At 38.3% G+C, this 20104-nt stretch carries 21 protein-coding genes; 16 read left to right on the forward strand and 5 right to left on the reverse strand.

Going from position 1 to position 20104, the window contains the following annotated elements:
• Positions 1–36 precede the first annotated feature (36 nt).
• The 13 genes from BUA11_RS03140 (at position 37) to BUA11_RS03200 (ending at position 12864) form a co-directional block, all read left to right on the forward strand.
• Entirely contained in the window at positions 37–555 is a 519-nt protein-coding gene (locus tag BUA11_RS03140) for a nitroreductase family protein (protein WP_072758216.1), read from the forward strand.
• 36 nt (positions 556–591) lie between these two features.
• Positions 592–1455: a DUF4438 domain-containing protein gene (locus tag BUA11_RS03145; protein ID WP_434737192.1), complete on the forward strand. Its 864-nt coding sequence runs from the start codon at positions 592–594 to the stop codon at positions 1453–1455.
• 287 nt (positions 1456–1742) lie between these two features.
• Positions 1743–2726, forward strand: a complete 984-nt coding sequence (locus tag BUA11_RS03150; protein ID WP_072758217.1) for a 3-oxoacyl-ACP synthase III family protein — start codon at positions 1743–1745, stop codon at positions 2724–2726.
• Positions 2727–2767: 41 nt separating this feature from the next.
• A complete protein-coding gene (locus tag BUA11_RS03155) occupies positions 2768–3955 on the forward strand; it encodes a TetR/AcrR family transcriptional regulator (RefSeq protein WP_245789481.1) in 1188 nt (395 codons plus the stop codon).
• Between the two features lies 1 nt (position 3956).
• Positions 3957–5249 (forward strand): acetyl-CoA hydrolase/transferase family protein, encoded by a 1293-nt coding sequence (locus BUA11_RS03160; protein WP_245789483.1) that lies wholly within the window; start codon positions 3957–3959, stop codon positions 5247–5249.
• Between the two features lie 39 nt (positions 5250–5288).
• Positions 5289–6449, forward strand: coding sequence for an ABC transporter substrate-binding protein (locus tag BUA11_RS03165; RefSeq protein ID WP_072758219.1), 1161 nt, complete (start codon positions 5289–5291; stop codon positions 6447–6449).
• Between the two features lie 106 nt (positions 6450–6555).
• Complete coding sequence (locus tag BUA11_RS03170) at positions 6556–7317, forward strand: ABC transporter ATP-binding protein (RefSeq protein WP_072758221.1); 762 nt, start codon at positions 6556–6558, stop codon at positions 7315–7317.
• A 30-nt stretch (positions 7318–7347) separates the two neighbouring features.
• The gene (locus BUA11_RS03175; RefSeq protein WP_072758223.1) at positions 7348–8055 is read left to right on the forward strand and encodes an ABC transporter ATP-binding protein; all 708 of its coding nucleotides are present in this window, start codon (positions 7348–7350) and stop codon (positions 8053–8055) included.
• Positions 8052–8930: a branched-chain amino acid ABC transporter permease gene (locus BUA11_RS03180; protein WP_072758225.1), complete on the forward strand. Its 879-nt coding sequence runs from the start codon at positions 8052–8054 to the stop codon at positions 8928–8930. Before BUA11_RS03175 ends, BUA11_RS03180 begins: the two co-directional genes overlap by 4 nt.
• Positions 8930–10633, forward strand: a complete 1704-nt coding sequence (locus BUA11_RS03185; protein WP_245789485.1) for an alpha/beta fold hydrolase — start codon at positions 8930–8932, stop codon at positions 10631–10633. Before BUA11_RS03180 ends, BUA11_RS03185 begins: the two co-directional genes overlap by 1 nt.
• Before the next feature lie 85 nt (positions 10634–10718).
• Positions 10719–11183, forward strand: a complete 465-nt coding sequence (locus BUA11_RS03190; protein ID WP_072758229.1) for a hypothetical protein — start codon at positions 10719–10721, stop codon at positions 11181–11183.
• A 375-nt stretch (positions 11184–11558) separates the two neighbouring features.
• Positions 11559–12341: a hypothetical protein gene (locus BUA11_RS03195; protein ID WP_072758231.1), complete on the forward strand. Its 783-nt coding sequence runs from the start codon at positions 11559–11561 to the stop codon at positions 12339–12341.
• 28 nt (positions 12342–12369) lie between these two features.
• Complete coding sequence (locus tag BUA11_RS03200; protein WP_072758233.1) at positions 12370–12864, forward strand: hypothetical protein; 495 nt, start codon at positions 12370–12372, stop codon at positions 12862–12864.
• On the opposite strand, the gene BUA11_RS03205 is transcribed toward BUA11_RS03200, so the two are convergent.
• Together BUA11_RS03205 and BUA11_RS03210 are read right to left on the reverse strand one after the other, a co-directional pair.
• Positions 12861–14045: a TM0106 family RecB-like putative nuclease gene (locus tag BUA11_RS03205; RefSeq protein WP_072758235.1), complete on the reverse strand. Its 1185-nt coding sequence runs from the start codon at positions 14043–14045 to the stop codon at positions 12861–12863. The genes BUA11_RS03200 and BUA11_RS03205 overlap by 4 nt on opposite strands.
• A gap of 21 nt (positions 14046–14066) precedes the next feature.
• Positions 14067–14840: an SDR family NAD(P)-dependent oxidoreductase gene (locus tag BUA11_RS03210; RefSeq protein WP_072758237.1), complete on the reverse strand. Its 774-nt coding sequence runs from the start codon at positions 14838–14840 to the stop codon at positions 14067–14069.
• 232 nt (positions 14841–15072) lie between these two features.
• Here BUA11_RS03210 and BUA11_RS03215 point away from each other — a divergent pair, with 232 nt between their 5' ends.
• From BUA11_RS03215 to BUA11_RS03225, 3 genes are read left to right on the forward strand one after another with little or no spacing between them, the layout of a single operon-like run.
• On the forward strand, positions 15073–16437 hold the full coding sequence (locus tag BUA11_RS03215) for an MATE family efflux transporter (protein WP_072758239.1): 1365 nt from the start codon (positions 15073–15075) through the stop codon (positions 16435–16437).
• Between the two features lie 32 nt (positions 16438–16469).
• Entirely contained in the window at positions 16470–17309 is an 840-nt protein-coding gene (locus BUA11_RS03220) for a fumarate hydratase (RefSeq protein WP_072758240.1), read from the forward strand.
• Complete coding sequence (locus tag BUA11_RS03225; protein WP_072758341.1) at positions 17309–17836, forward strand: FumA C-terminus/TtdB family hydratase beta subunit; 528 nt, start codon at positions 17309–17311, stop codon at positions 17834–17836. The genes BUA11_RS03220 and BUA11_RS03225 overlap by 1 nt, the downstream gene beginning before the upstream one ends.
• A gap of 46 nt (positions 17837–17882) precedes the next feature.
• Here the strand turns inward: BUA11_RS03225 and BUA11_RS03230 are convergent, their stop codons facing one another.
• From BUA11_RS03230 to BUA11_RS03240, 3 genes are all read right to left on the reverse strand, one after another.
• Positions 17883–18365: a flavodoxin family protein gene (locus BUA11_RS03230; RefSeq protein WP_072758242.1), complete on the reverse strand. Its 483-nt coding sequence runs from the start codon at positions 18363–18365 to the stop codon at positions 17883–17885.
• A 218-nt stretch (positions 18366–18583) separates the two neighbouring features.
• Positions 18584–19375: a TspO/MBR family protein gene (locus BUA11_RS03235; protein WP_072758244.1), complete on the reverse strand. Its 792-nt coding sequence runs from the start codon at positions 19373–19375 to the stop codon at positions 18584–18586.
• Between the two features lie 247 nt (positions 19376–19622).
• On the reverse strand, positions 19623–20066 hold the full coding sequence (locus BUA11_RS03240; protein WP_072758246.1) for a hypothetical protein: 444 nt from the start codon (positions 20064–20066) through the stop codon (positions 19623–19625).
• Positions 20067–20104: the final 38 nt, after the last annotated feature.

Below are 20104 nucleotides of genomic sequence, written 5' to 3' on the forward strand. Positions count from 1 at the left end.
AATTTGCAGTGCGAACAATTATTAAGGGGGGATTTTATGGAATTAAGAGATGTTATACTTCAGAGGCGAAGCATTAGGCAATACAAAAATGAGACTGTTCCATACGAAAAATTGCAGGAAATAGCCAAATACGCATTGCTTGCACCAAGCGGAAGAAATCAGAAACCAGTTGATATAGTTATTGTAACGGACAAGCACGTAATAGAGAAGATCAAGAAGTCAAGAGAAGGTGCGTTTTCTTTCCTTTCGACAGCACCTGCCTGTTTTGTAATTGTTGCAGATGAGTCAAGCTCTACATGGATTTCCGATGCTTCTATCGTCGCTTCGTACGTACAACTTTTAGCTGTTGATTATGGCCTTTCAAGCTGTTGGGGACATGCCCATGAGAGGTACTATAATAATCTCTCCGTGGAGGCGGAAATCAAGAATATATTACATGTTCCCAGTAACTACCGTGTACTCTGTGTAATCGGTATCGGATATGCCGACGAAGAGAAACCATATCATTCATTACAAGAAGTAGACAATCGAAAGATGCACACAAATCAGTGGTAATTCAATGTATTTTCTAATCTTTTGGAGGTGGAGAAGTTGAAAAAGAACAACATTAAAACGAACAAAGAAAGCGTGGTAAAGCTCTCTATACTTGTTGAAGTTGCACATCCCGTTGTTAGAATGCCAGTTGTTGATGGTGATGGAAGAGTATATTACTTTCCTGGAGTTGGTGGTATAACTTACAACTTTGGTCTTGGCGATAATGCATTCAAGATGCATGGAGATCATATTGAGCCAGATGTCAGTGCGAAGAACAAGGACAAAGATATTAATCCAACATGCATGGCATTAGCCTGCATCGGTAACAAAGCCACTGTAGTATCTGGTGATGGAAAAGGAATGGAAGGGTATGTTATAGGCAAACATGGTGGGATCGATCACGTCCTGATTTGGGTTCCGGATAAAGAAAAATTGGCTATTGGAGATAAAATCCAAATCAAAGCCTGGGGACAAGGATTGGAACTCGTTGACTTTCCTGAGATAAAGGTTCTAAACATAGACCCAGAGCTATTTGAAAAGATACCAATAAAAGTTCAGAAGAAAAAGCTTCATGTACCAGTAACAGCGATCGTTCCTTCACATCTCACAGGCTCTGGAATCGGTGCAGGTAATCCAGCAGCAACGGATTACGACATGAATACCTTGGACAAAGAGGAAATAAGGAAATACAAACTTGATGAAGTGAGAATCGGGGACCTCGTCGCTATATCTGATCATTACAACGGCTATGGTGCGGGTGGCTACAAAGGAGGCGCAGTTTCAATAGGTATAGTTGTCCATTCCGATTGCTTCAAAACTGGTCACGGACCTGGGATGGTTATAATTATGACGTCCAAAGAAGGTAACATAGTACCAGTTATCGACAAAGAAAGCAATATAAAAAACTATTTGGGAATTTAAACTGCTCAACATTTGATGAATTTCATAAACTAACCTGACCAGGCTTTTAAATTAGCCTGGTCAATTTTTTTATTAAGAAAATTAAAGAAATCAAGAGCATTTAGGCAAAATGAGAATTTATTTAACCTCTTTTGCTATTACGTGCGATATTTGTCACTAATCATTTATAGTTTTTACCAGGCTATGAGTGGTATAATGTGAAAGCTGATTCACTAAAAACATAACGAGTGATTCATCGTTAATCATACTTATGAAGCACACAACAATTGCTTTGGGAGGTAGGTTGTATGAAGTATGCAAAGATTATTTCTTCAGGAATGTATGTTCCACAAAAAGTTATGAGTAACGCAGAATTTGAAAAGAAAACATTATTTACCATCGATCCATATTTTTCGGAAGTGATAGGCATCAATCACAGACATGTCTCTGAAGATTGGGAAACACCAACATATATGGCAGCTGAAGCGGCAAAAAAAGCTTTACAAAGGATAGGAATGAACCCTGAGGAAATAGATTTAATCATTGTTGGAACTGATACTCCAGAGTCCGTTTCACCACCAGATGCTCCTCGCGTTCAGTACTTGATAGGTGCACACAAAGCAGAACCACTCGCTTTTAATGTTAATGCTTCCTGTGCTAACGGAGCCTTGATGCTCGATATAGCTGCAAGGTACATTGCAATGGGTGATTACAAGAACGTTCTTGTTATCGGTACTTATGCAATGACAAAATTTCTCAGCTGGAAGTACTCTTGGGAAGCGCTCTTCAGTGACGGTGCAGGTGCGTTGATACTTACCGCATCTGATGAACCTGGCTTTATCGGTAGCGTTTCCAGGGCAGACGGTAGCTGGTGGCAGAACTGGGGTATCTACATGGGAGCAGGAACGATGAATCTTGAAGGTTTTGAAAGAGGCCTTCATAAATTGGATTTGAGAGCTGCATATCCAGCAACTGTGAACGAAGAAGGCTGGCCTATGCTTATTAACAAACTCATGGAAAAATACAATTTAACAAAAGAAGAAATTGGAATGATTTTCTTCACACAAGTTAGAAAGAAGACTATAGAAAAGGTCATGGACATACTTGGACTTCCCATTGAAAAAACTCATATGATAATGCATAAGTACGGCTATACAGGTTCAGCTTGCGTATACATGGCATATGATGATGCACTCGACGAAGGTAAATTGAATAACCTTGAAGGGAAAGTTATAATTTTCTTAACTTCGGGAGTAGGATTCCAGCAGGTTGCTACAGCGTTTAGAGTGTGAGAGAGTATAGAATTTTCAGTGGAAATCTGGGAGGTAAGAATTTGCCAAGGCAGAAGAGAATTCCGCAAAGAACAGATGGAATAGAATCGAAGGAACGATTGAAATCTGCAGCAGTGAAACTATTCAGCAAGAATAATTTTGCAAATGTATCCATTTCCCAGATCTCAAAGAAGTCAGGACTAAGCAGTGCTGCGTTCTACCAATATTACCTTAGTAAAGACGAAATTTTCAGAGAAATTGCAGATGAATTTTTTTCTGGATTAAGGCAGTTTCTGACAGGAACAAGTCTTTCTGAAGTAGGGTTGAGCTATATAAGGTATTGCAATAATAATAAACATTTTGTGAAAGCAATGCATTTAAATGAATACCACTTCGAATGGATTAGAAACAATCTTGAAGAAATACTCTACAGTGTGTCAAAAAAATTCGAATTGTCTGAAGTTGGACATTTCTATTTCTGGTCACCACTGAGATTTGCTGTGAATTTTGGCGACTTGCTTGATGTAGAGATTCAGCCAGATATTTTTGTAAAAATAGTTCTGAAGGGTATAAATTACAAAGTTTTTAAAGGTAACGTTAGGCAGTTGCCTGATGATATTTTTAACTTTCAGCCGGTCAAACATTTGCTTTCAGGTGATGAGAAACGTGAAATTATACTTGCTAACGCGGAAAGTCTTTTTGGAACCTATGGTTTCAACAAGACTCAAATTTACGATATAGCAAGAGCTTCAGGAATAGCTGTAGGGACTTTCTATCTCTATTTCAAAACCAAAAAAGAGTTACTGAAAGAACTTGTAGAGTGGATCAGTCGAGGATTGAGGTACAATGTTAAGCTTGCAGTCGAGAGATATAAAAATGAGCCGAGGATAATTCAAGAGATAGCAGGTCTTTATGCATTTGTTCAGTTTTTTAAAAATCATACCAATATGTACAAAGTAGTTCGAGAAAGTCAATCGTTAGATTTGGAGTTAGCAAAGACTTATTACATCTCAATTTATAAACCATATTACAGTAATTTAAGATCGCTCTTTGAAAATGCTTCCAAAGATGAGGTTATAAATTATGACAAAGATGTCCTATCCAAATATTATTCATTGATGCTTATGGGTTTGGGACACTATTTAGGTGAGAAGTACCTCATAAGCGGAAGAGTAGCCGAGACAGAAAATTTAGAAAAGTTTCTCCAAGATCTATGTGTTTACATTTTCGAAGGCTTAGGGGGCGAATGATGTGCGTTTAGCAAGGATAAGAGAACTATATGACCGAAAGCTTATCGATGTTGATTCCGTTCTTTCGTTATTGAAAGATAACTGGACGATAGTTGTCGGAATGACGCCAATGGAACCAAAAATGTTCCTCAGAAATCTTCATAAGACACAGGCTAATGGCTTGGAAGTATATACTTGTCTAAATACCGAACCATACGAATTTTGTTCAAACCCTGAGTATTTCGAAAGGTTTTATAATTACTCTTGGTTCTTCGGACCGTACAACAGAAAGTCTTCAAGGAATACTTTTTACGTTCCCAACAACTTGCACCAAGCAGGCACTAATTTAATAGATTCAAGTCACGTAAATGTGTTTGTTGGTGTTGCTTCCCCAATGGATGAGAAGGGGTTTTTCACGCTTTCGGCAAGCGTTGTGTATGAAAAGGATGTCTTGGAAAATGCCGATATTGTAATTCTAGAAGTTAATCCAAAAGCTCCACGCACGCATGGAGATACTCAGATTCATATTACAGATGTGGATTATCTAATTGAGGTAGATTATAACCTGCCCCAGGCAGAACTTCTCGAACCAACAGATATTGAAAAAAAGATAGCTGAAAACATTGTGGAACTTATTGAAGACGGTTCAACGATTCAGCTCGGAATCGGTGGAATACCAAATGCTGTCGCAAAGTTTTTGGTAAATAAGAAGGATTTGGGAGTTCATACAGAGATGTTCACTGAAAGTATGATTGACCTCTTTGCGGCAGGGGTTATTACCAACAAAAAGAAAACCTTATGGAACGGAAAATTTGTCTGTACCTTCGCATATGGAAGCGAGAGAATGTACAAATTTGTTGATGACAATCCTTCAGTCTTATTTTTACGTGGTCGATACGTCAATGATCCATACGTAATATCACAAAACGAGAAGATGGTTAGCATAAACACTGCTTTGATGGTTGACTTAACTGGCAATGTCTGCTCAGAAGCTCTTGGAACAACTCATTACAGCGGTACTGGTGGACAACTCGATACTCATCGTGGCGCTGTAAAAAGTAAAGGTGGAAAAGGTATAATTGCGATGAGGTCAACAGCCAAAGATGGGCAAGTATCAACAATCGTTCCATTACTTCCACAGGGATCACCAATCACTGTTCCGAGACAAGAGCTTGACTATATAGTAACAGAGTGGGGAGCTGTAAAGTTGAGAGGTCTTCCAGTTAGAAAAAGAGCACTTGCGCTGATTTCTGTATCACACCCTGATTTTAGGGATAGCCTTTTGCAAGAAGCAAGAAAACTCGGAATTATTTAAGAGTAAAATTTACTGTATCCTACTTTAGGAGGTGGGTGTATGAAGAGGTTCTTCGCTCTTATTTTGACATTAGTACTCTTGGTAAATGTATTTGCAGAAGTAGGTGTTTACAACGATAAGGTAGTTATTGGTTCATTCCAAGCGCTTTCTGGTGCTTATGCTGTTATCGGACAAGAAATGACCAAAGGAATGAAGGCGTATTTCAACTGGATCAACAGTCGTGGTGGCATACACGGAAGGAAAATAGAACTCATAGTTGCCGATGACCAGCTCAACCCTGCAAAAACAGTTGTCGAAGTCAAAAGGTTAGTTGAACAGGATAAAGTCTTTGCAATAGTTGGTGGACTTGGTACTTACGGTTGTTTGGCGGTAATGGACTACCTTGAACAGAACAAAGTTCCATTCGTATACCAAGGTGCAGGAACATCGAAGCTTGTGTTTCCACCAAAAAGGTACATATTTGGTGTTCAACCAGACTACACACTTGAAGGAACCCTGATTGCAAAGTACGTTGGTGAAATTGCAAAGTTTAAAGCTCCTGCAATAGTTTATATGAACAACGACATAGGCTTGGAAGGGTATGCAGCGTTCAAAGAGAGACTTTCGACTTACAAAATGACGCCATCTGTTGAAATATCATACAACCCAGCAGATACTGATTACAGCGGTCCGGTCATAAAGCTTGTTGAAAAGAACCCAGATGTAATAGTGATTTACGGATTGATAACAGATACCATAAGATGGATAAAGACAATAAGAGATTACGGTCTTGATAGCAAAATCATAACGATTTACCCAAATGCTGATCCATCCTTCATAAAGCTTGCTGGAAAATATGCCGAAGGTGTAATATTTACTGGTTGGGTACCACTGGCAACTCCAGACAGACCAGATTTTGTTAGAGACTACCAAAGAGCCATTTCTATTTTCCAACAGACATACCCAAAAGAAATTCCATCATCTTACGCAGTTGCAGGATTTATCGCAGCTGAAGTCTTCACCGAAGGTTTGGTGAGAGCAGGCAAAAACTTAACAAGAGAAGGCTTAGTGAAAGCACTTGAAAGCTTCAAGAACTGGGATGGAATATTATCAAAAGATATTACTTGGGGTCCCAACTTGAGAAGAGGTAAAACATCAATGTACTTTATGGTAGTAAAGAATGGGCAATTTGTCCCACTTACCGATCTCATTAGACCATAATTATTTTTCGTGGTTCAAAACAGGATTTAGATATTTCCCGCGGGCTATTTAAAATGCCCGCGGGTTTTGAAAAGATTAAAAAAATAGTATCGGGAGTTGGTGCTTGATGCTTAGGCTTGAGAATATAACTGTTAGATTCAGCGGACTTGTGGCTGTTGATAATTTATCTATGATCGTTAAAGATAGAACTATTCATTCATTGATAGGTCCTAACGGTGCAGGTAAGACAACCGTTTTTAACGCTATTTCTGGCTTAGTAAAGCATGATGGAAGGATTTTCTTGGATGAATACGAACTGACGAAACTGCCGGTTCATAAAAGGGTTTACTACGGAATAGGCAGAAGTTTCCAAAATATTATCATATTCAAATATCTTACCGTTCTTCAGAACTTGATGCTTGGAATTCATCCCCACTTGGACTATACGTTTTTTGACAGTGTTTTTGAGACATCAAAATTCTCGACATACGAGAGAAAAGCACGACTAAAAGCTATCGAAGTAGCCGACATTCTCGGTATTAAGAGTATTCTTGGAGTGTACGCGGGTACGCTGCCATATGGTTACCAGAAATTAATAGATGTTGGTCGAGCACTTATGAGTGAGCCAAAAATAATCCTTCTCGACGAACCAGCAGCTGGTTTGACTGAGAAGGAATCAGATATATTTAAAGAAAAGATTTTAAAGATAAAGGAAGCAGGGCTAACTACTTTCCTAATTGAACACGACATGCGCATGGTGTTTGATATATCGGATAAAATAACTGTTATTAATTTTGGAAAGAAAATAGCTGAAGGTATGCCGAACGAGATTGTTAAGTCCCCAGAGGTAATAAGTGCTTATCTTGGAACTGAGATAACTCAACCTTGAGCTGCTGTAGATTTGTGAGGTGAAAAGTTGATGGCTAACGATTTAACAATTAAGAACCTTAACGTGTGGTACGGTCCTGTTTATGCTGTTAAAGGCATCGATATTAGAATTGCTGAAGGCAGTATAACAGCAATTTTTGGAGCAAATGGCGCAGGAAAAAGCTCGACTCTTAAAGCTATAGCTGGCGGTATAAAGTATCAAGGAAACATTTACATTGGCGAGAACGCCATAGATAATTTGCCGGTACATCAAAGAGTCAGAAGAGGCATTGTCCTCTGTCCAGAAGGCAGGGGAATTTTTTACAACATGACCGTAAAGGAAAACCTCTTGGCTGGTGCTTATACAAATTCCAGGTCAAATTTTGACATAGCATTCAGTGTTTTTCCATTCCTGAAAGAAAGATTAAATCAAATAGCTGGGACACTTTCTGGAGGAGAACAGCAAATGCTTGCAATAGCAAGGGCTCTTATGGCTAATCCGAAATATCTTCTTTTGGACGAACCTTCACTTGGACTCGCACCAATTATCATTCAGAAAATTGCCGAGGTTATAAGACATATAAATGAAACGCTGAAGATTACGGTTGTTCTAGTTGAGCAAAATACTTCTTTAGCGTTGAATCTTGCACAGTATGGGTACGTATTAGAAAATGGACGAGTGGCACTTCATGGCAAATCAAATGAACTGAAGAACAATCCCGTTATCCAAGAAAAATATCTTGGAGGTGCTTCGAAGTGATTAATCAAATCTTGCTTGGTTTATCTACAGGTGCAATGTACTCACTGGTTGCTATAGGTTTGGTGATGATGTACAAAGTCAGTGGGGTTATGAATTTTGCTTTTGGAAATATGGGAATGTTTGCTACGTATATAACGTGGTGGCTTCTTTCTTCTCTTGGTCTGAACATTTATTTTTCCATAGTTGTAGGTATTATCTTTGCAGCGGTTATGGGTATACTGACTGAAAGATTTGGTCTGAGACCAATTAGACACCTTTCACACGGTTCTATGTTGATAGTTACATTTGGATTACTTATGATTCTTGAAGGTTTGGCAGTTCAAATTTGGGGAACACAATATAAATCATTTCCTGAGTTAGTAACAGGTGCTCCTTTTGTTCTTAGAGGTAACTTTGGAGTAATGGTTTTGAGGAGGCAAGATTTGCTAATTTTTAGCTTACTGTTAGCTATTTCTATACTACTGGCATTTATTACAAAATATACGCGATTTGGAATTGCCGTTCGTGCGGTATCTGAAAACGAGGAGATTGCCGGTTACATGGGAATAAACACTGGAACGATATTGAGCTTTTCATGGGCGTTTGGTGTTTCTATGGCTGCGCTTGTTGGTATCATATCCGCTCCAAAGGTTTTTGTCTCTCCTTCAATGCTAGTCTTTTATCAAATCCAGGGATTTACTGCGGCGGTTCTTGGTGGATTTGAAACTTTTACCGGTGCAGTATTTGGTGGATTAATACTTGGGGTAATTGAAAAGATCGTAGGCAACTATATATTCGAGGGATTTAAGGCGACAATATCTTTGATAATAATAATCGTGGTTTTAGTCTTTTTCCCGAAAGGACTCTTTGGTAGAAACATAAGGAGGCGAGTATGATGTGGCTTTGGATCTTCTTGGCTGTATTACCTTTCTTGCTTATCAAAAATGCTTTCATAATGACAATCCTTAGTCTTGTTGGAATATACTCGATAGCCTCCTTAGGATTGAACTTGATAATGGGTTATTCTGGGCAGATATCAATTGGTCATGCAGCGTTTATGAGCATTGGAGCCTATACTTCCACCCTTCTTGTTATGAACTACAATCTCCCAATTGTCTTTGGCATCTTAATAGGTGGGATTGTTGCGTTTTTATTTGGATTACTAATCGGATTTCCTGCACTAAGACTTTCAGGTTTCTACCTTGCAATAGCTACATTGGGTTTTGTTGTTGCGGTAGAACAACTTTTCAGTTCTCTTGAACACTTAACAGGCGGTCACGCAGGTATCAGGAATATACCATTCCCATATCTTTGGAATTCGGATGTTGAGAAATATCTCTTAGTTCTCAGCTTCCTGTTTATCTCTTACATACTTCTTCAAAGACTAATAAACTCCAAGAATGGTAGAGCATGGATGGCGATAAGAGAAAATGAAATAGCATCGGCGGTGATGGGTGTTAATGTGGCAAAGTACAAAGTTTTAGCATTCGCAATTGGTTCTATGCTTGCTGGAATTGCTGGTGCATTATACGCACATGTCATTGGTTACATTGCACCGAGTGACTTTGGAATAGCAAAGTCACTTGATTTATTAGCAATATCTGTCATAGGTGGTATGGCTTCGCTTGATGGTCCCTTCTATGGTTCGCTTGTATACACAGCTTTGCCTTTCTTGTTCAGCAGATCACACCTATCACTCTCAATCGTGTTCGGAATAATACTTATATTTGTAGTTTTATTCATGCCACTTGGTGTAAGTTTTTATATTGGGAAATTCAGAACGAAGTACCTAAACTCAATTGCTGCCTATCTTAAGAAGTCACGAAAGCCGTATGGTCAATTCTTAGACACGAAGTTTGGGAAAATTCACTATATAAAATCTGGCTCAGGTCCTAAGAATTTAGTATTAGTTCATGGTAATTTTGCATCTGCAAGATTCTTTGAACCTCTTATAGCGTTAATTCCAAAGAACGAGTACACTGTGTACGCGTTGGACCTTCCAAATTTTGGATTCTCGGAAGAATTTGAAGGTGAGGTAAGTATCGAGAAATACGCTGATGCATTGAGTGCATTTATTGAGAAATTGGGTATCTCAAACATTATATTACTTGGACATTCACTTGGTGGAGCCGTAGCGATGGGATACGCTGTTAAAAATCCGTCTAAGTTGCAGAAACTGATATTAGTTGACCCAGCACCGGTCTACGGTATGCCAAAGTATGATGAAAGTGCGTACAAGATTATTGAACTTTACAGAAAGAATCCAGATATGATAAAGAAGGCACTCATGATAAATGCGCCAACTTACGAAAATGAAAAGTTCTTCAAGAAGATTATGTCTGATGCTTTAAGGATGGCAAGAAAGACATTCATAGGAAATGCAAAAGCGTTAGCGAGTTATAACTATTCGGAACAGGCAAAGAATATTGAAATACCAGTAAAGGTTGTCTATGGAGACAAAGATGTAATCCTGACATTGGAATCGATGGAAATCACTGCGAAGGCTTTTAAAAATGGTGAGCTTATAGTTTTAGAAGATATAGGCCATAGCCCTGTTGTTGAAAATCCGGGCGAGATAATTAGAATAATCAAGATGTAAATAAACGAAAACTGATATTGTTAAGTCCAAATATATGAGTGGTATAATACTCATGTAGCACCAAACTTTGTTGGAGGTGAAAAGTATGAAAAGGGTTCTCTTGCTATTACTCATAGGAGTCTTGGCTGTTTCCAGTTTTTCATTTATGGGCGTTGAGGCAACTAATATTCAAGAAAACGTTTTTGGTTTGTACGCCAGATTAGACGCTGGTTTAATCACGCTGATGTATCCTTTTGGCGTCTATGACATGGAAGGCGGAGTTTCAATCTTCGAAGGTTTCAATTTCAATGATATCTTTTTTGGCTTGAATCTTGATATACCACTCGGAGGAATACATCTGCGTGGAGCCGCGTACACAACTGTAGGAGATTTTACCAATTACATGGACATCCAGAAGCTCGGCATCTATGGTCGTATTGGACTTGGACTTGACATACTTTTCATTAGGCTTGAAGGTGGAATAAGACTGTATTACTTGTTTGGAGACCCAGAGTTTGAATTTTCATTTGACCCAACACAGTATTACTTTGCGGTAGGTTTAGCATTCTGACATATCTGAAAAAAGCAAATCAATAGAGCAGGAGGGAAAATAGATTCCCTCCTGTGTTTTTTTATATCAAAAATCTTTTGAAAACAAATACCCTTTGTCTCATACTTTCAAAAAAATATGAGTATTGATTCGTTAATATTAATGTAATTATATATAAATAAGAATGTGGAATTGTTCATACAACATTATGCATGGACAATTTGTCTAAATCAGTGTGAGTTACGTTTTTTAAGATAACGTTTGAAACATGTTTGTTTTTCGTACCAAAAGGCTGATACTTATAGGGGGGTGGGATGTTCTAAATTCAACTTATCATTTCGATTTATCACTTGTTAAGTGCTGTTCTGCTCACTCCATTGAAAAGAGGTGAACTATTTGCGTACTGCTATTACAAAAAGAACAAGTTTTTGGTTTCTCAGTACTCTTCTTATCATTGTCTCTATGATTTATTCATGTGAGCCCAAGCCAATCCCTTCAAAAAGTAATTTGATGATTCGAATACTCATTGACGAAGAAGTGATTAAGTATTACACAGTTTCCCAAGCGAGAATAACTATTTTAAGAGAGAACGATGATTTTATTGTTGCAGATGAGTTGGTAACAGTAAGCTCAACAGAAACTCTCATTCAGATCAGGGATGTGCAACCAGCACAGTACACAGCAGCACTAAACATATCATTGACCGCAAAAGATGAGTACAGTCTGCCACCAAGCTGGAAAGGAACTAAGAACGTAACAGCAACAATCAATCCTGGAATGTCAAAGGTCTTGAATGTATACATATCAAAGGAAGATGTTGGACATAAAAGGCAACTTCACATCGAGTGGCAAAAGTGCTTAGGAGGAACAAATGAAGAGCGGGCTAGTGCTATTCAGCAAACGACAGATGGCGGTTTTGTCATCATTGGAACGACTAATTCAAATGATGGGAATGTTACTGAAAATCACGGTGATTTCGATGTATGGATTGTCAAATTGGGTACAAGCGGAGATATTGAATGGCGAAAATGCGTCGGTGGAACTAGTCATGAAGAAGGTTCCAGTATTCAACAAACAAAAGATGGTGGATATATTATTGCAGGAAGAACTATTTCAAAGAACGGAGATGTAAGTGGTAACAACGGTTATTATGACGTATGGGTGGTAAAGTTAAAGTGAGAAGTTATAACAGAAGGAGGCAGTAACTATGAGAAAACTTCTTTTTGCCACTAGTTTCATCTTTTTGACAACACTCTGTTTGCCGTTTTTGGGGCTGGAAATAGAACATTTTCCACCATCAAGTCCTTATTTTGAGTCACCTCCGCCAGAATACTACGTATCCGTGAGAGCCGATGTCTTAATCTTTACACTTATGTATCCTATAGGTGATGTTGATCCAATTAGCGGAAATTTCCATCTTGCTCCAACGTTTGACATCAACTCACTTCTACTTGGATTAGGTATCAAACTTCCACTCGACCCTATTTTCATTCGCGGAGCTGCCTATGTTAACTACGGCAAAATGATGGAATTTCCGAGCACTGGAACACTTCATGTTTTCGGAAAACTTGGTGGTGGATTTAAAGTGTTATTCCTTTGCCTTGAAGGTGGTATTCGCTGGTACTACATCTTAGAACCCTCAACGACAAACTTTTTCCTTTCTCCTGAAGAGTGGTATGTATCGCTTGGACTATGCTTTTAGTTTTTTTGTGAAGAGAACTCTCTTAGTTTTCTTAAAATAAGCTCCGTAGCTCTGACATCATCTTCGTTGTAGATTAGTATTTCGTAAAGGATATGCTTGTCACTGGTAGCCAAATATTCCGCATAAGAGCGGACAACTATTTGACCATTAAGAGACGTTCTCCAGTTAAAGCCAAAGAATCTTGCAATACTTTTGAGAGAATAAGAGGGTACGGGTAACGCTACGTGATCTGCATAAAGTTTATAAACGTCTACAAAAGTTTCAAAGAATTTCTTGGGTAAGTTGATGTTATACTTCTTTGATAGCTTTTTAAATCTTGTTACTTCGTAATTGTGGAAATGGTACACTATTTTTCCTGTGTTTTTAATATATTCGACCGTACTTTCGAATGCTTCTCTTTCAGAGCTTACTCCCTCCGCAAGAAATGGGATATATTTGTCGTTATCCAATATTCCAAATAGATAATCAAAATTGAAAGGTGTATAACTTTCTATATCCAGAAATATCCCGTCTCGTATCTCAGGCAGTTGCTTAAAAACTACTGGCTTTTGCTCTATAATGCTTTTAGCTTGTGCTACAATCCTTCGTGACTTTTCTTGGCCGAAAAGCTCTTCTACAATATGATAAAGTTTTATTACATCCTTCAAGTTCGTTATGCCGTACGAACGAAGTTTTTCCAAACTGCTCCCTTTTACTCCATGCAGGAAATTCAAACCTTCCACTTCTGCAACTTCTCTAAAACATTCTCCTGAATACTGACAAGTTCTGCACAAGTGTGTCTTTACCACTTTAAATTCCGAGTTTTCACAGAAAAATGATAGTAATGACAACATCTTAGTGACATAAGGTCGCCAATTGATAAAAACGCTATAAAACGGGCTTTCCATTATTATATTCTCTACACTTCTACCATTGCTTTCAATAACATACCCAATGAAAGCTGCCTCAAGCATATGGTATTCAGAAACTCTTTTTCCACTCTTTCTAATTTTAACAACGTACGGTTCACGCGATACAACTTCATCAACTACAGCCACCAACGTGCAGCCAAAAGCTTCCGTCTCAAAGATGTCAAAGAGTTCATTGAATTGATCTTTTTCTATTTTTCTTTCTTTTAGCTCAAATTGAGCTTTTCTTGGACAGAAGTATATTGTCTTAACATCGCTGTTTGTTATTCGCATCCGTTTTCATGCTCCCGAATATCAAAAATTTTTCACCAAAAATTTTGCAATAAACTTGTCGCCAAACAGGCGTCTTACTAAATGATAACTTAGCTGATTTTCAATACCTGGAATGTACAGTGGTTTACCATACTCAAAAGCCTGAAGTGCCCCCGATACGACTTCCTGAGGTTTCATTACTCGTTTACCCGGTTTCATCTTCGCCCTTTCAAAAAACTTTGTTTCCGTCGGACCTGGAGCAACGCACAGGACATGGACATTCTTATCCTTAAGCTCCGCCCACAAGCTCATTGAAAGGCTGTAAACAAAAGCCTTTGTCGCACCGTAAACTGATAGGTGCGGGATTGGGAAGAAACCGGCAACCGATGCGATGTTTATAATACCGCCGTGTTCTTTTTTCACCATCTTCTCAACGTAGTGACGTGCCAATTTTGTCAAAACTTTAACATTCAGTTCTACCATATTTTCGTACTCATGCTCGGAGTGACTCACAAAATCACCGTACAAACCAAAGCCAGCATTGTTAATTAATAAGTCAATCTCAAATCTCGACGTATTATCAATCACTTGATCGGTATCCTTTGTCAAATCGGCTTGAATAATTACAACACTCACATTCGAGATCTTATGAATTTCATCAGCCACTTCACTCAGTGCTACAGCATTTCGTCCAACTATTATTACATTAACTCCTTTCTGGGCTAACTGGATTGCAAATTCTCTACCTATGCCTGAGGAACCACCAGTTACTAAAGCCCATCTGTAATTATTCAAGTCGTATCTCTTATCAGCCATACTTATCATCTCTTCAAACTGTGCGAAATAGCACAGCTTGAGCTGGGGTATTTTTAGCCGCCTTTTGTTGTAACTCTCCCACCCCAGCAGGCGGTTTTCGGGAGAGCATTGCTTTCTAATTGAATTATACACTCAATGTGATAAAATAAAAGTACCAAATAATACGTTCCACGAACCAATTCATATTTTCAAAAACAAACAGTCTATCAAATATTAATTAGGGGTGTGGAAAATGATTAAAGACATATTAAGGATTGCTATACCAGTTTCCGTAGAGAACTTAATAGCCAACACTGGAACCTTCATCCTGACGATCTTTTTATCTCGACTCGGCGACGTTGAGGTGGCAGTTAATGGCATTGCTAATCAAGGTTCTTTTTTAGTTATCTTGTTCCTTTTTGGATTGAACACAGGAGGAGCGATTTTTGTCTCGCAGTATTGGGGGAAGAAGGATTATGCAGGGATTAAGAGAACTTCTACCTTGATGATATACTCATCTATTGTCATAGCTACTGCTTTTTTCGCACTAACATTTTTCTTTCCATCTATATTTACGAGAATATTCACAAATGACCCGCGAGTAATAGAAACTTCTGTACTCTTTTTGAGAATAATATCTCTTTCATACTTTGGCTTAGCTTTGGAGATAGCATTCAGAACCCTACTCAGAGGTATCGAACAGGCTAAAATTCCGATGGAATCGTATATTTTTGGAACAATATTGCAAATATTCTTAGCTTATACTCTTTTGTATGGAAAATTCGGATTTCCAAACATTGGACTACTTGGTATAGCTATAGCTACGACTGTAGCTCGTTTTTTCATTCCACTCTACCAAATCGTACGTGCTACATTACTCAAAGTGCCTTACAGCTTCAACATATCTATCATTGAGAGGACATTCGTAAAAAAATTCTTCGAGTTTGCAACGCCAACAACACTCAATGAAATAGCATGGTCTCTTGGAATGACTGTTTACGGAATCATCTTTGGAAGAATGGGTACCAATGTCTACTCCGCGAGAAATATACTGTCCTCTTTCGAAAATTACGTATGGACGTTCACATTTGGATTGGTCATAGGAACATCAGTCATCGTTGGCAAACACATAGGAAAAACAGAATACGATAAAGCGCATTCATTTGGTAAGAAGATGCTCTTAATAAACGCAGTAATAGGTTTTCTTTCCGCAATTATAATAATTGTTGTGTATTACATATTACTGCCAACGTTTAAAATTGACGTTGAAACGAAGAAGATGCTTACGACAACTATGTGGGTAATGCTCTTTGGCGCTCCCGTAAAAGCTTTCAACGGTGCAGGGATTGTAGGTGTACTACGTGCTGGAGGCGATGCAAAGTTCGCATTCATTCTTGAAACAATAACACTATGGGTGATAGGCATACCGCTTGCGTTAATCGGTGCGTTTATCTTTAAATTATCACTTCCATTCGTTTACCTTTTGACGCTTTCTGATGAAATAGCGAAAGCCATAGTTGTTTACTTTAGAATCCGTGGAAACAAATGGATAAGAAACGTGACTATGAGCACTGAAGAAATAGTCATTGCGGCTCAAAGCGAGGAGATTGCAGATTAAATATATATCATCTCTACCGCAGGGGGGATAAAATGATAACATATCAAGAAATATACAAACAGGTTTGCGATGCGCTTATAGAGCTGAACACACAAATTACACCTAAGGTTGAAGAGATATTACGAGATTACACAGGACCATTTTCTAATGAGTTGAAAGAAAATATAAGGATAGCAAGAGAAAACAGAATTCCGCTTTGCCAAGATACAGGTATTGTCGAGTTTTTCGTTTTCAAAAAAAACAAATTCCACAGATTAGATAATTTGCAGTCACTTCAATCAATACTCTTTAAAGCTGTAGAAGATACTTATCAAATAAATGGCTATCGAAAAAGTGTAGTAAATGATCCTCTCTTCTCAAGAACAAATACCAAAACCAACCTACCTGCGGTAATCCATGAATTTGATGTTGATGAAACTCTCTATAAAGACGCTCCAAAATTGGAAATCTGGATAATGGTCAAGGGTGGTGGAAGTGAAAACTTATCTGCTTTGTTTATGCTACCACCATCTTCGAAAGAAAACGTTGTACTCGAAGCGGTTGCAGAACATATTGGAAAGAGCGGACCAAACGCATGTCCGCCAATATCGGTTGGAGTTGGCATTGGTGGAACTGCTGACTTCGCGATGCTTCTTTCAAGATTAGCGTTATTCGAGCATAAGCCGAACATACCAAACGTTATAGAATACACCGAATTTTCTCAGAAGCTTCACAGCTCGCTTGAAGCTTTGAAAATAGGCGTTCAGGGGCTTGGTACAGGACCGAGCATCATAAAGACAAAAGTGCTTGGCTACCCGACGCATATCGCTACCTTACCTGTTGCTGTAAGTGTCGATTGCTATCTAACAAGAACAAAGAGGGTGGCCTTTTGATGAGCCAGAAAGTTGGATTTATTTACAATGGCAACGCTGATGAGGGTAGGCAATTTCTTTGCAATTTACCTGCAGGTACTCAGATTAATTACGCAGGCAAACTTTATGCTATGCGTGATGCTGCACACAAAAGATTGGTTGAAATGGATAAACAGGGCGAACAACTACCTATAAACCTTGGAGGGAAAATAATATTCTACGCGGGACCAACATTTGTAAATGACAAGATGATTATTGGTCCCACAACCTCCAAAAGAATGGATTCATTCTTTGAATTCACCGCACAGAAGGGCATATTGGCAACCGTGGGTAAAGGAGTTAGGACACAGGAAGTCATTAAAGCAATAGAAAAATACAAGGTACCATACCTCGTTGCACCGAGTGGTTGTGCTGCATACCTATCTCAGAAAACAATAGACTGGCGTATCGTTGCATTTGAAGACCTCGGACCTGAGGCGATTTATGAAATAACTGTAAAAGATTTTCCAATGATTCTGTTTATTGATTGTTGTGGGAGGAGTTTGTAGAGTAATTACCCCACTTTTGTATTGCTTTGCGAATAATAAATACTGTCTACTCATTAATGGCATTAATCCAAGACCTTATCTTCTGAAGTATTTCTTCTCTTTTACTTTCTTCCGGATTCACAAAATGCAGTGGTTGGAGAACGTTATTTCCGGGCAAGACTTTGGTGATTTGCTTGACACATTTAGCAATACTTCCACCGCCATTTGTGACCAATATTCCAAGTTTTTTTCCCGAGAAACTAGCTTTGCTCAAAAGCGTGTTTATCGGTGGTGTGCAATTCCCTGCCCATACAGGAGTGCCAATCACGATGAGCTCGTATTTTGAGAAGTCAGGAATTTTTGTTTTGAGCTCGGGTTTTTCTCTGAAAACGGAAGCCTTTCCACACCAGAAATATTTTGCAAAGCCCCTTTTTGGATATTCTTTAACAGTCTCTAATTCAACCAAATCAGCTTTCAGTTCTTCAGCGAGCAATTTTGCAACGTATTTTGTGTGTCCTTCGAGTGAGAAAAATACAACCAAAGATTTCATAGGTGTCAACCCCCAATTATTTTGTTATTATTTCTTGCAAAACATTTTTGTATGCAAATTCCTTGTAAAACCCTACCCAGCTTACAACCGTTGAGCTTGCCATAGTCAATACCTCAAGACATTTCGGATTTTCCTATTCTATGGTGATTATAGCACATCTTCTCGTAAACTAAAAAATCCCGAGCCTTTGCTCGGGGAGCCGTAAATAAATAATAGTTTTATTTCATCACTCTTATGGGCATTGAACAGAATTTATTTCTATAAAATTGGAATACAGCAAGCAAAATCAGTATAATTGCACCAATTATTGCTATCTTCGGTAATAATGTGTACTGATTGTTATAACCCTCTGGTGAGGTCAGGTTTTTATAGATGCCAAAATATGCCCATGCGATAGGCAAAGGAAAGATTGCGTTCTTTATTCTCGTTAACACAAGCCATGTGAGTACGACTGCAACAAGAAGTATCACTATGCCCCATACTTCTGGTGAAATTCCAAATCCGCTCCAATTAATACTCACAAGCCATAGAGTAATGTTTGCAACCGTTGCAATAAACAGCCAGCCTGAATATAAACCAAATGTGACAGGGAACAAGAACCTTCTTTGAGTTTGTAGCTTACCAATTTTCTGAACTATCAGTACGTCTGTTATAAGCAGAGCAAAAATCGCAATGGTTGAAAGTCCAATTAGATCAAAAGAGAATAGCACAATCCAAACAATATTGAAAATGCATGATAACCAGAAGAGAAAGCTGAGTTCATCGACAACATCACCATAATATTCGTCTTTTGCCCTAATTATCATGAATATAACCGAAATAATTAAGAGAGTATAAATCAAACTCCAGATGCTGAATGTTGAAGGAGCAGGTGTTATCAATGTGGGATACGAATCTGAAATATCCTTTTGCGAACGCCCGTTGATGAAGCCTAAAGCTCCCAAGGTATTTATGACAAGAGTCAATACAAGCAAAATACCGCTAATCATAGCTTTTGCTCTTTTACTCATGCTATCTTCCCTCCTTTAATGTGTTTGATGGGTTTTGGAAACATTTTCTAATGATATTATACACTTTTGTTATTCAAACTCACATTAAAAAAAGAAAAAAGCCATATATAGCTATGGCTTTCTAATACTAGGTGATTTTGTTCTATTTGAAGAATACATAATAATAACCTTAATCAAAGTAACTCAAAAAGGCTCAATTAGGCAGTACATATGAGTGTTCTCTCCAATATCCAAAATCACATTCTTGTTACTTGCGTTCTGTATCTGCTGAGCTGTTTGAATTCATCTTTCTCAGCAAATAGAAACCGAAGATTTCGATTTCGATAACTGCGAATATATACAGAAATATCATTACCATTACCAAGACTGTTACCCAATCACCGAATTCTCTTTCACCTGAAGCGAGCCCGGTTATAACAGCTATACCTTGTCCTCCAAATAAGAGTATAACTGCTGACAATAATCCGAATCCTATCTGTTTTACGTAATGTTTGGTCCTTATCGAAGCCACAAGAAGTAGAATAGCGCCCGCAAGAAATACCAAAAACAACTCAGCTGGCATTAAGAAATCGAATAAAAACCTTCCCATTTGTATCAAAGCAACTATGGAGAAGAAAGCAGGGGCTAATACCGGTATCCATACGAGTATTAAGCCTGTAATTGTTAGAATTTTATTCAATTTTCCTACCATGGAATTCACCTCCTTAGCTTAAGTATAACTCTTTTCGT

This window comes from Fervidobacterium gondwanense DSM 13020 (genome assembly GCF_900143265.1).
Lineage (GTDB): Bacteria > Thermotogota > Thermotogae > Thermotogales > Fervidobacteriaceae > Fervidobacterium > Fervidobacterium gondwanense.

Bases quoted from the DNA above. Each gene is read 5' to 3' on its own strand.
- BUA11_RS03200 (WP_072758233.1), top strand. From the start codon at position 12,370: ATGAGAAAACTTCTTTTTGCCACTAGTTTCATCTTTTTGACAACACTC.
- BUA11_RS03215 (WP_072758239.1), top strand. From the start codon at position 15,073: ATGATTAAAGACATATTAAGGATTGCTATACCAGTTTCCGTAGAGAAC.
- BUA11_RS03230 (WP_072758242.1), bottom strand. From the start codon at position 18,365: ATGAAATCTTTGGTTGTATTTTTCTCACTCGAAGGACACACAAAATAC.
- BUA11_RS03210 (WP_072758237.1), bottom strand. From the start codon at position 14,840: ATGGCTGATAAGAGATACGACTTGAATAATTACAGATGGGCTTTAGTA.
- BUA11_RS03185 (WP_245789485.1), top strand. From the start codon at position 8,930: ATGTGGCTTTGGATCTTCTTGGCTGTATTACCTTTCTTGCTTATCAAA.
- BUA11_RS03225 (WP_072758341.1), top strand. From the start codon at position 17,309: ATGAGCCAGAAAGTTGGATTTATTTACAATGGCAACGCTGATGAGGGT.
- BUA11_RS03190 (WP_072758229.1), top strand. From the start codon at position 10,719: ATGAAAAGGGTTCTCTTGCTATTACTCATAGGAGTCTTGGCTGTTTCC.
- BUA11_RS03205 (WP_072758235.1), bottom strand. From the start codon at position 14,045: ATGCGAATAACAAACAGCGATGTTAAGACAATATACTTCTGTCCAAGA.
- BUA11_RS03150 (WP_072758217.1), top strand. From the start codon at position 1,743: ATGAAGTATGCAAAGATTATTTCTTCAGGAATGTATGTTCCACAAAAA.
- BUA11_RS03220 (WP_072758240.1), top strand. From the start codon at position 16,470: ATGATAACATATCAAGAAATATACAAACAGGTTTGCGATGCGCTTATA.
- BUA11_RS03165 (WP_072758219.1), top strand. From the start codon at position 5,289: ATGAAGAGGTTCTTCGCTCTTATTTTGACATTAGTACTCTTGGTAAAT.
- BUA11_RS03175 (WP_072758223.1), top strand. From the start codon at position 7,348: ATGGCTAACGATTTAACAATTAAGAACCTTAACGTGTGGTACGGTCCT.
- BUA11_RS03170 (WP_072758221.1), top strand. From the start codon at position 6,556: ATGCTTAGGCTTGAGAATATAACTGTTAGATTCAGCGGACTTGTGGCT.
- BUA11_RS03140 (WP_072758216.1), top strand. From the start codon at position 37: ATGGAATTAAGAGATGTTATACTTCAGAGGCGAAGCATTAGGCAATAC.
- BUA11_RS03240 (WP_072758246.1), bottom strand. From the start codon at position 20,066: ATGGTAGGAAAATTGAATAAAATTCTAACAATTACAGGCTTAATACTC.
- BUA11_RS03235 (WP_072758244.1), bottom strand. From the start codon at position 19,375: ATGAGTAAAAGAGCAAAAGCTATGATTAGCGGTATTTTGCTTGTATTG.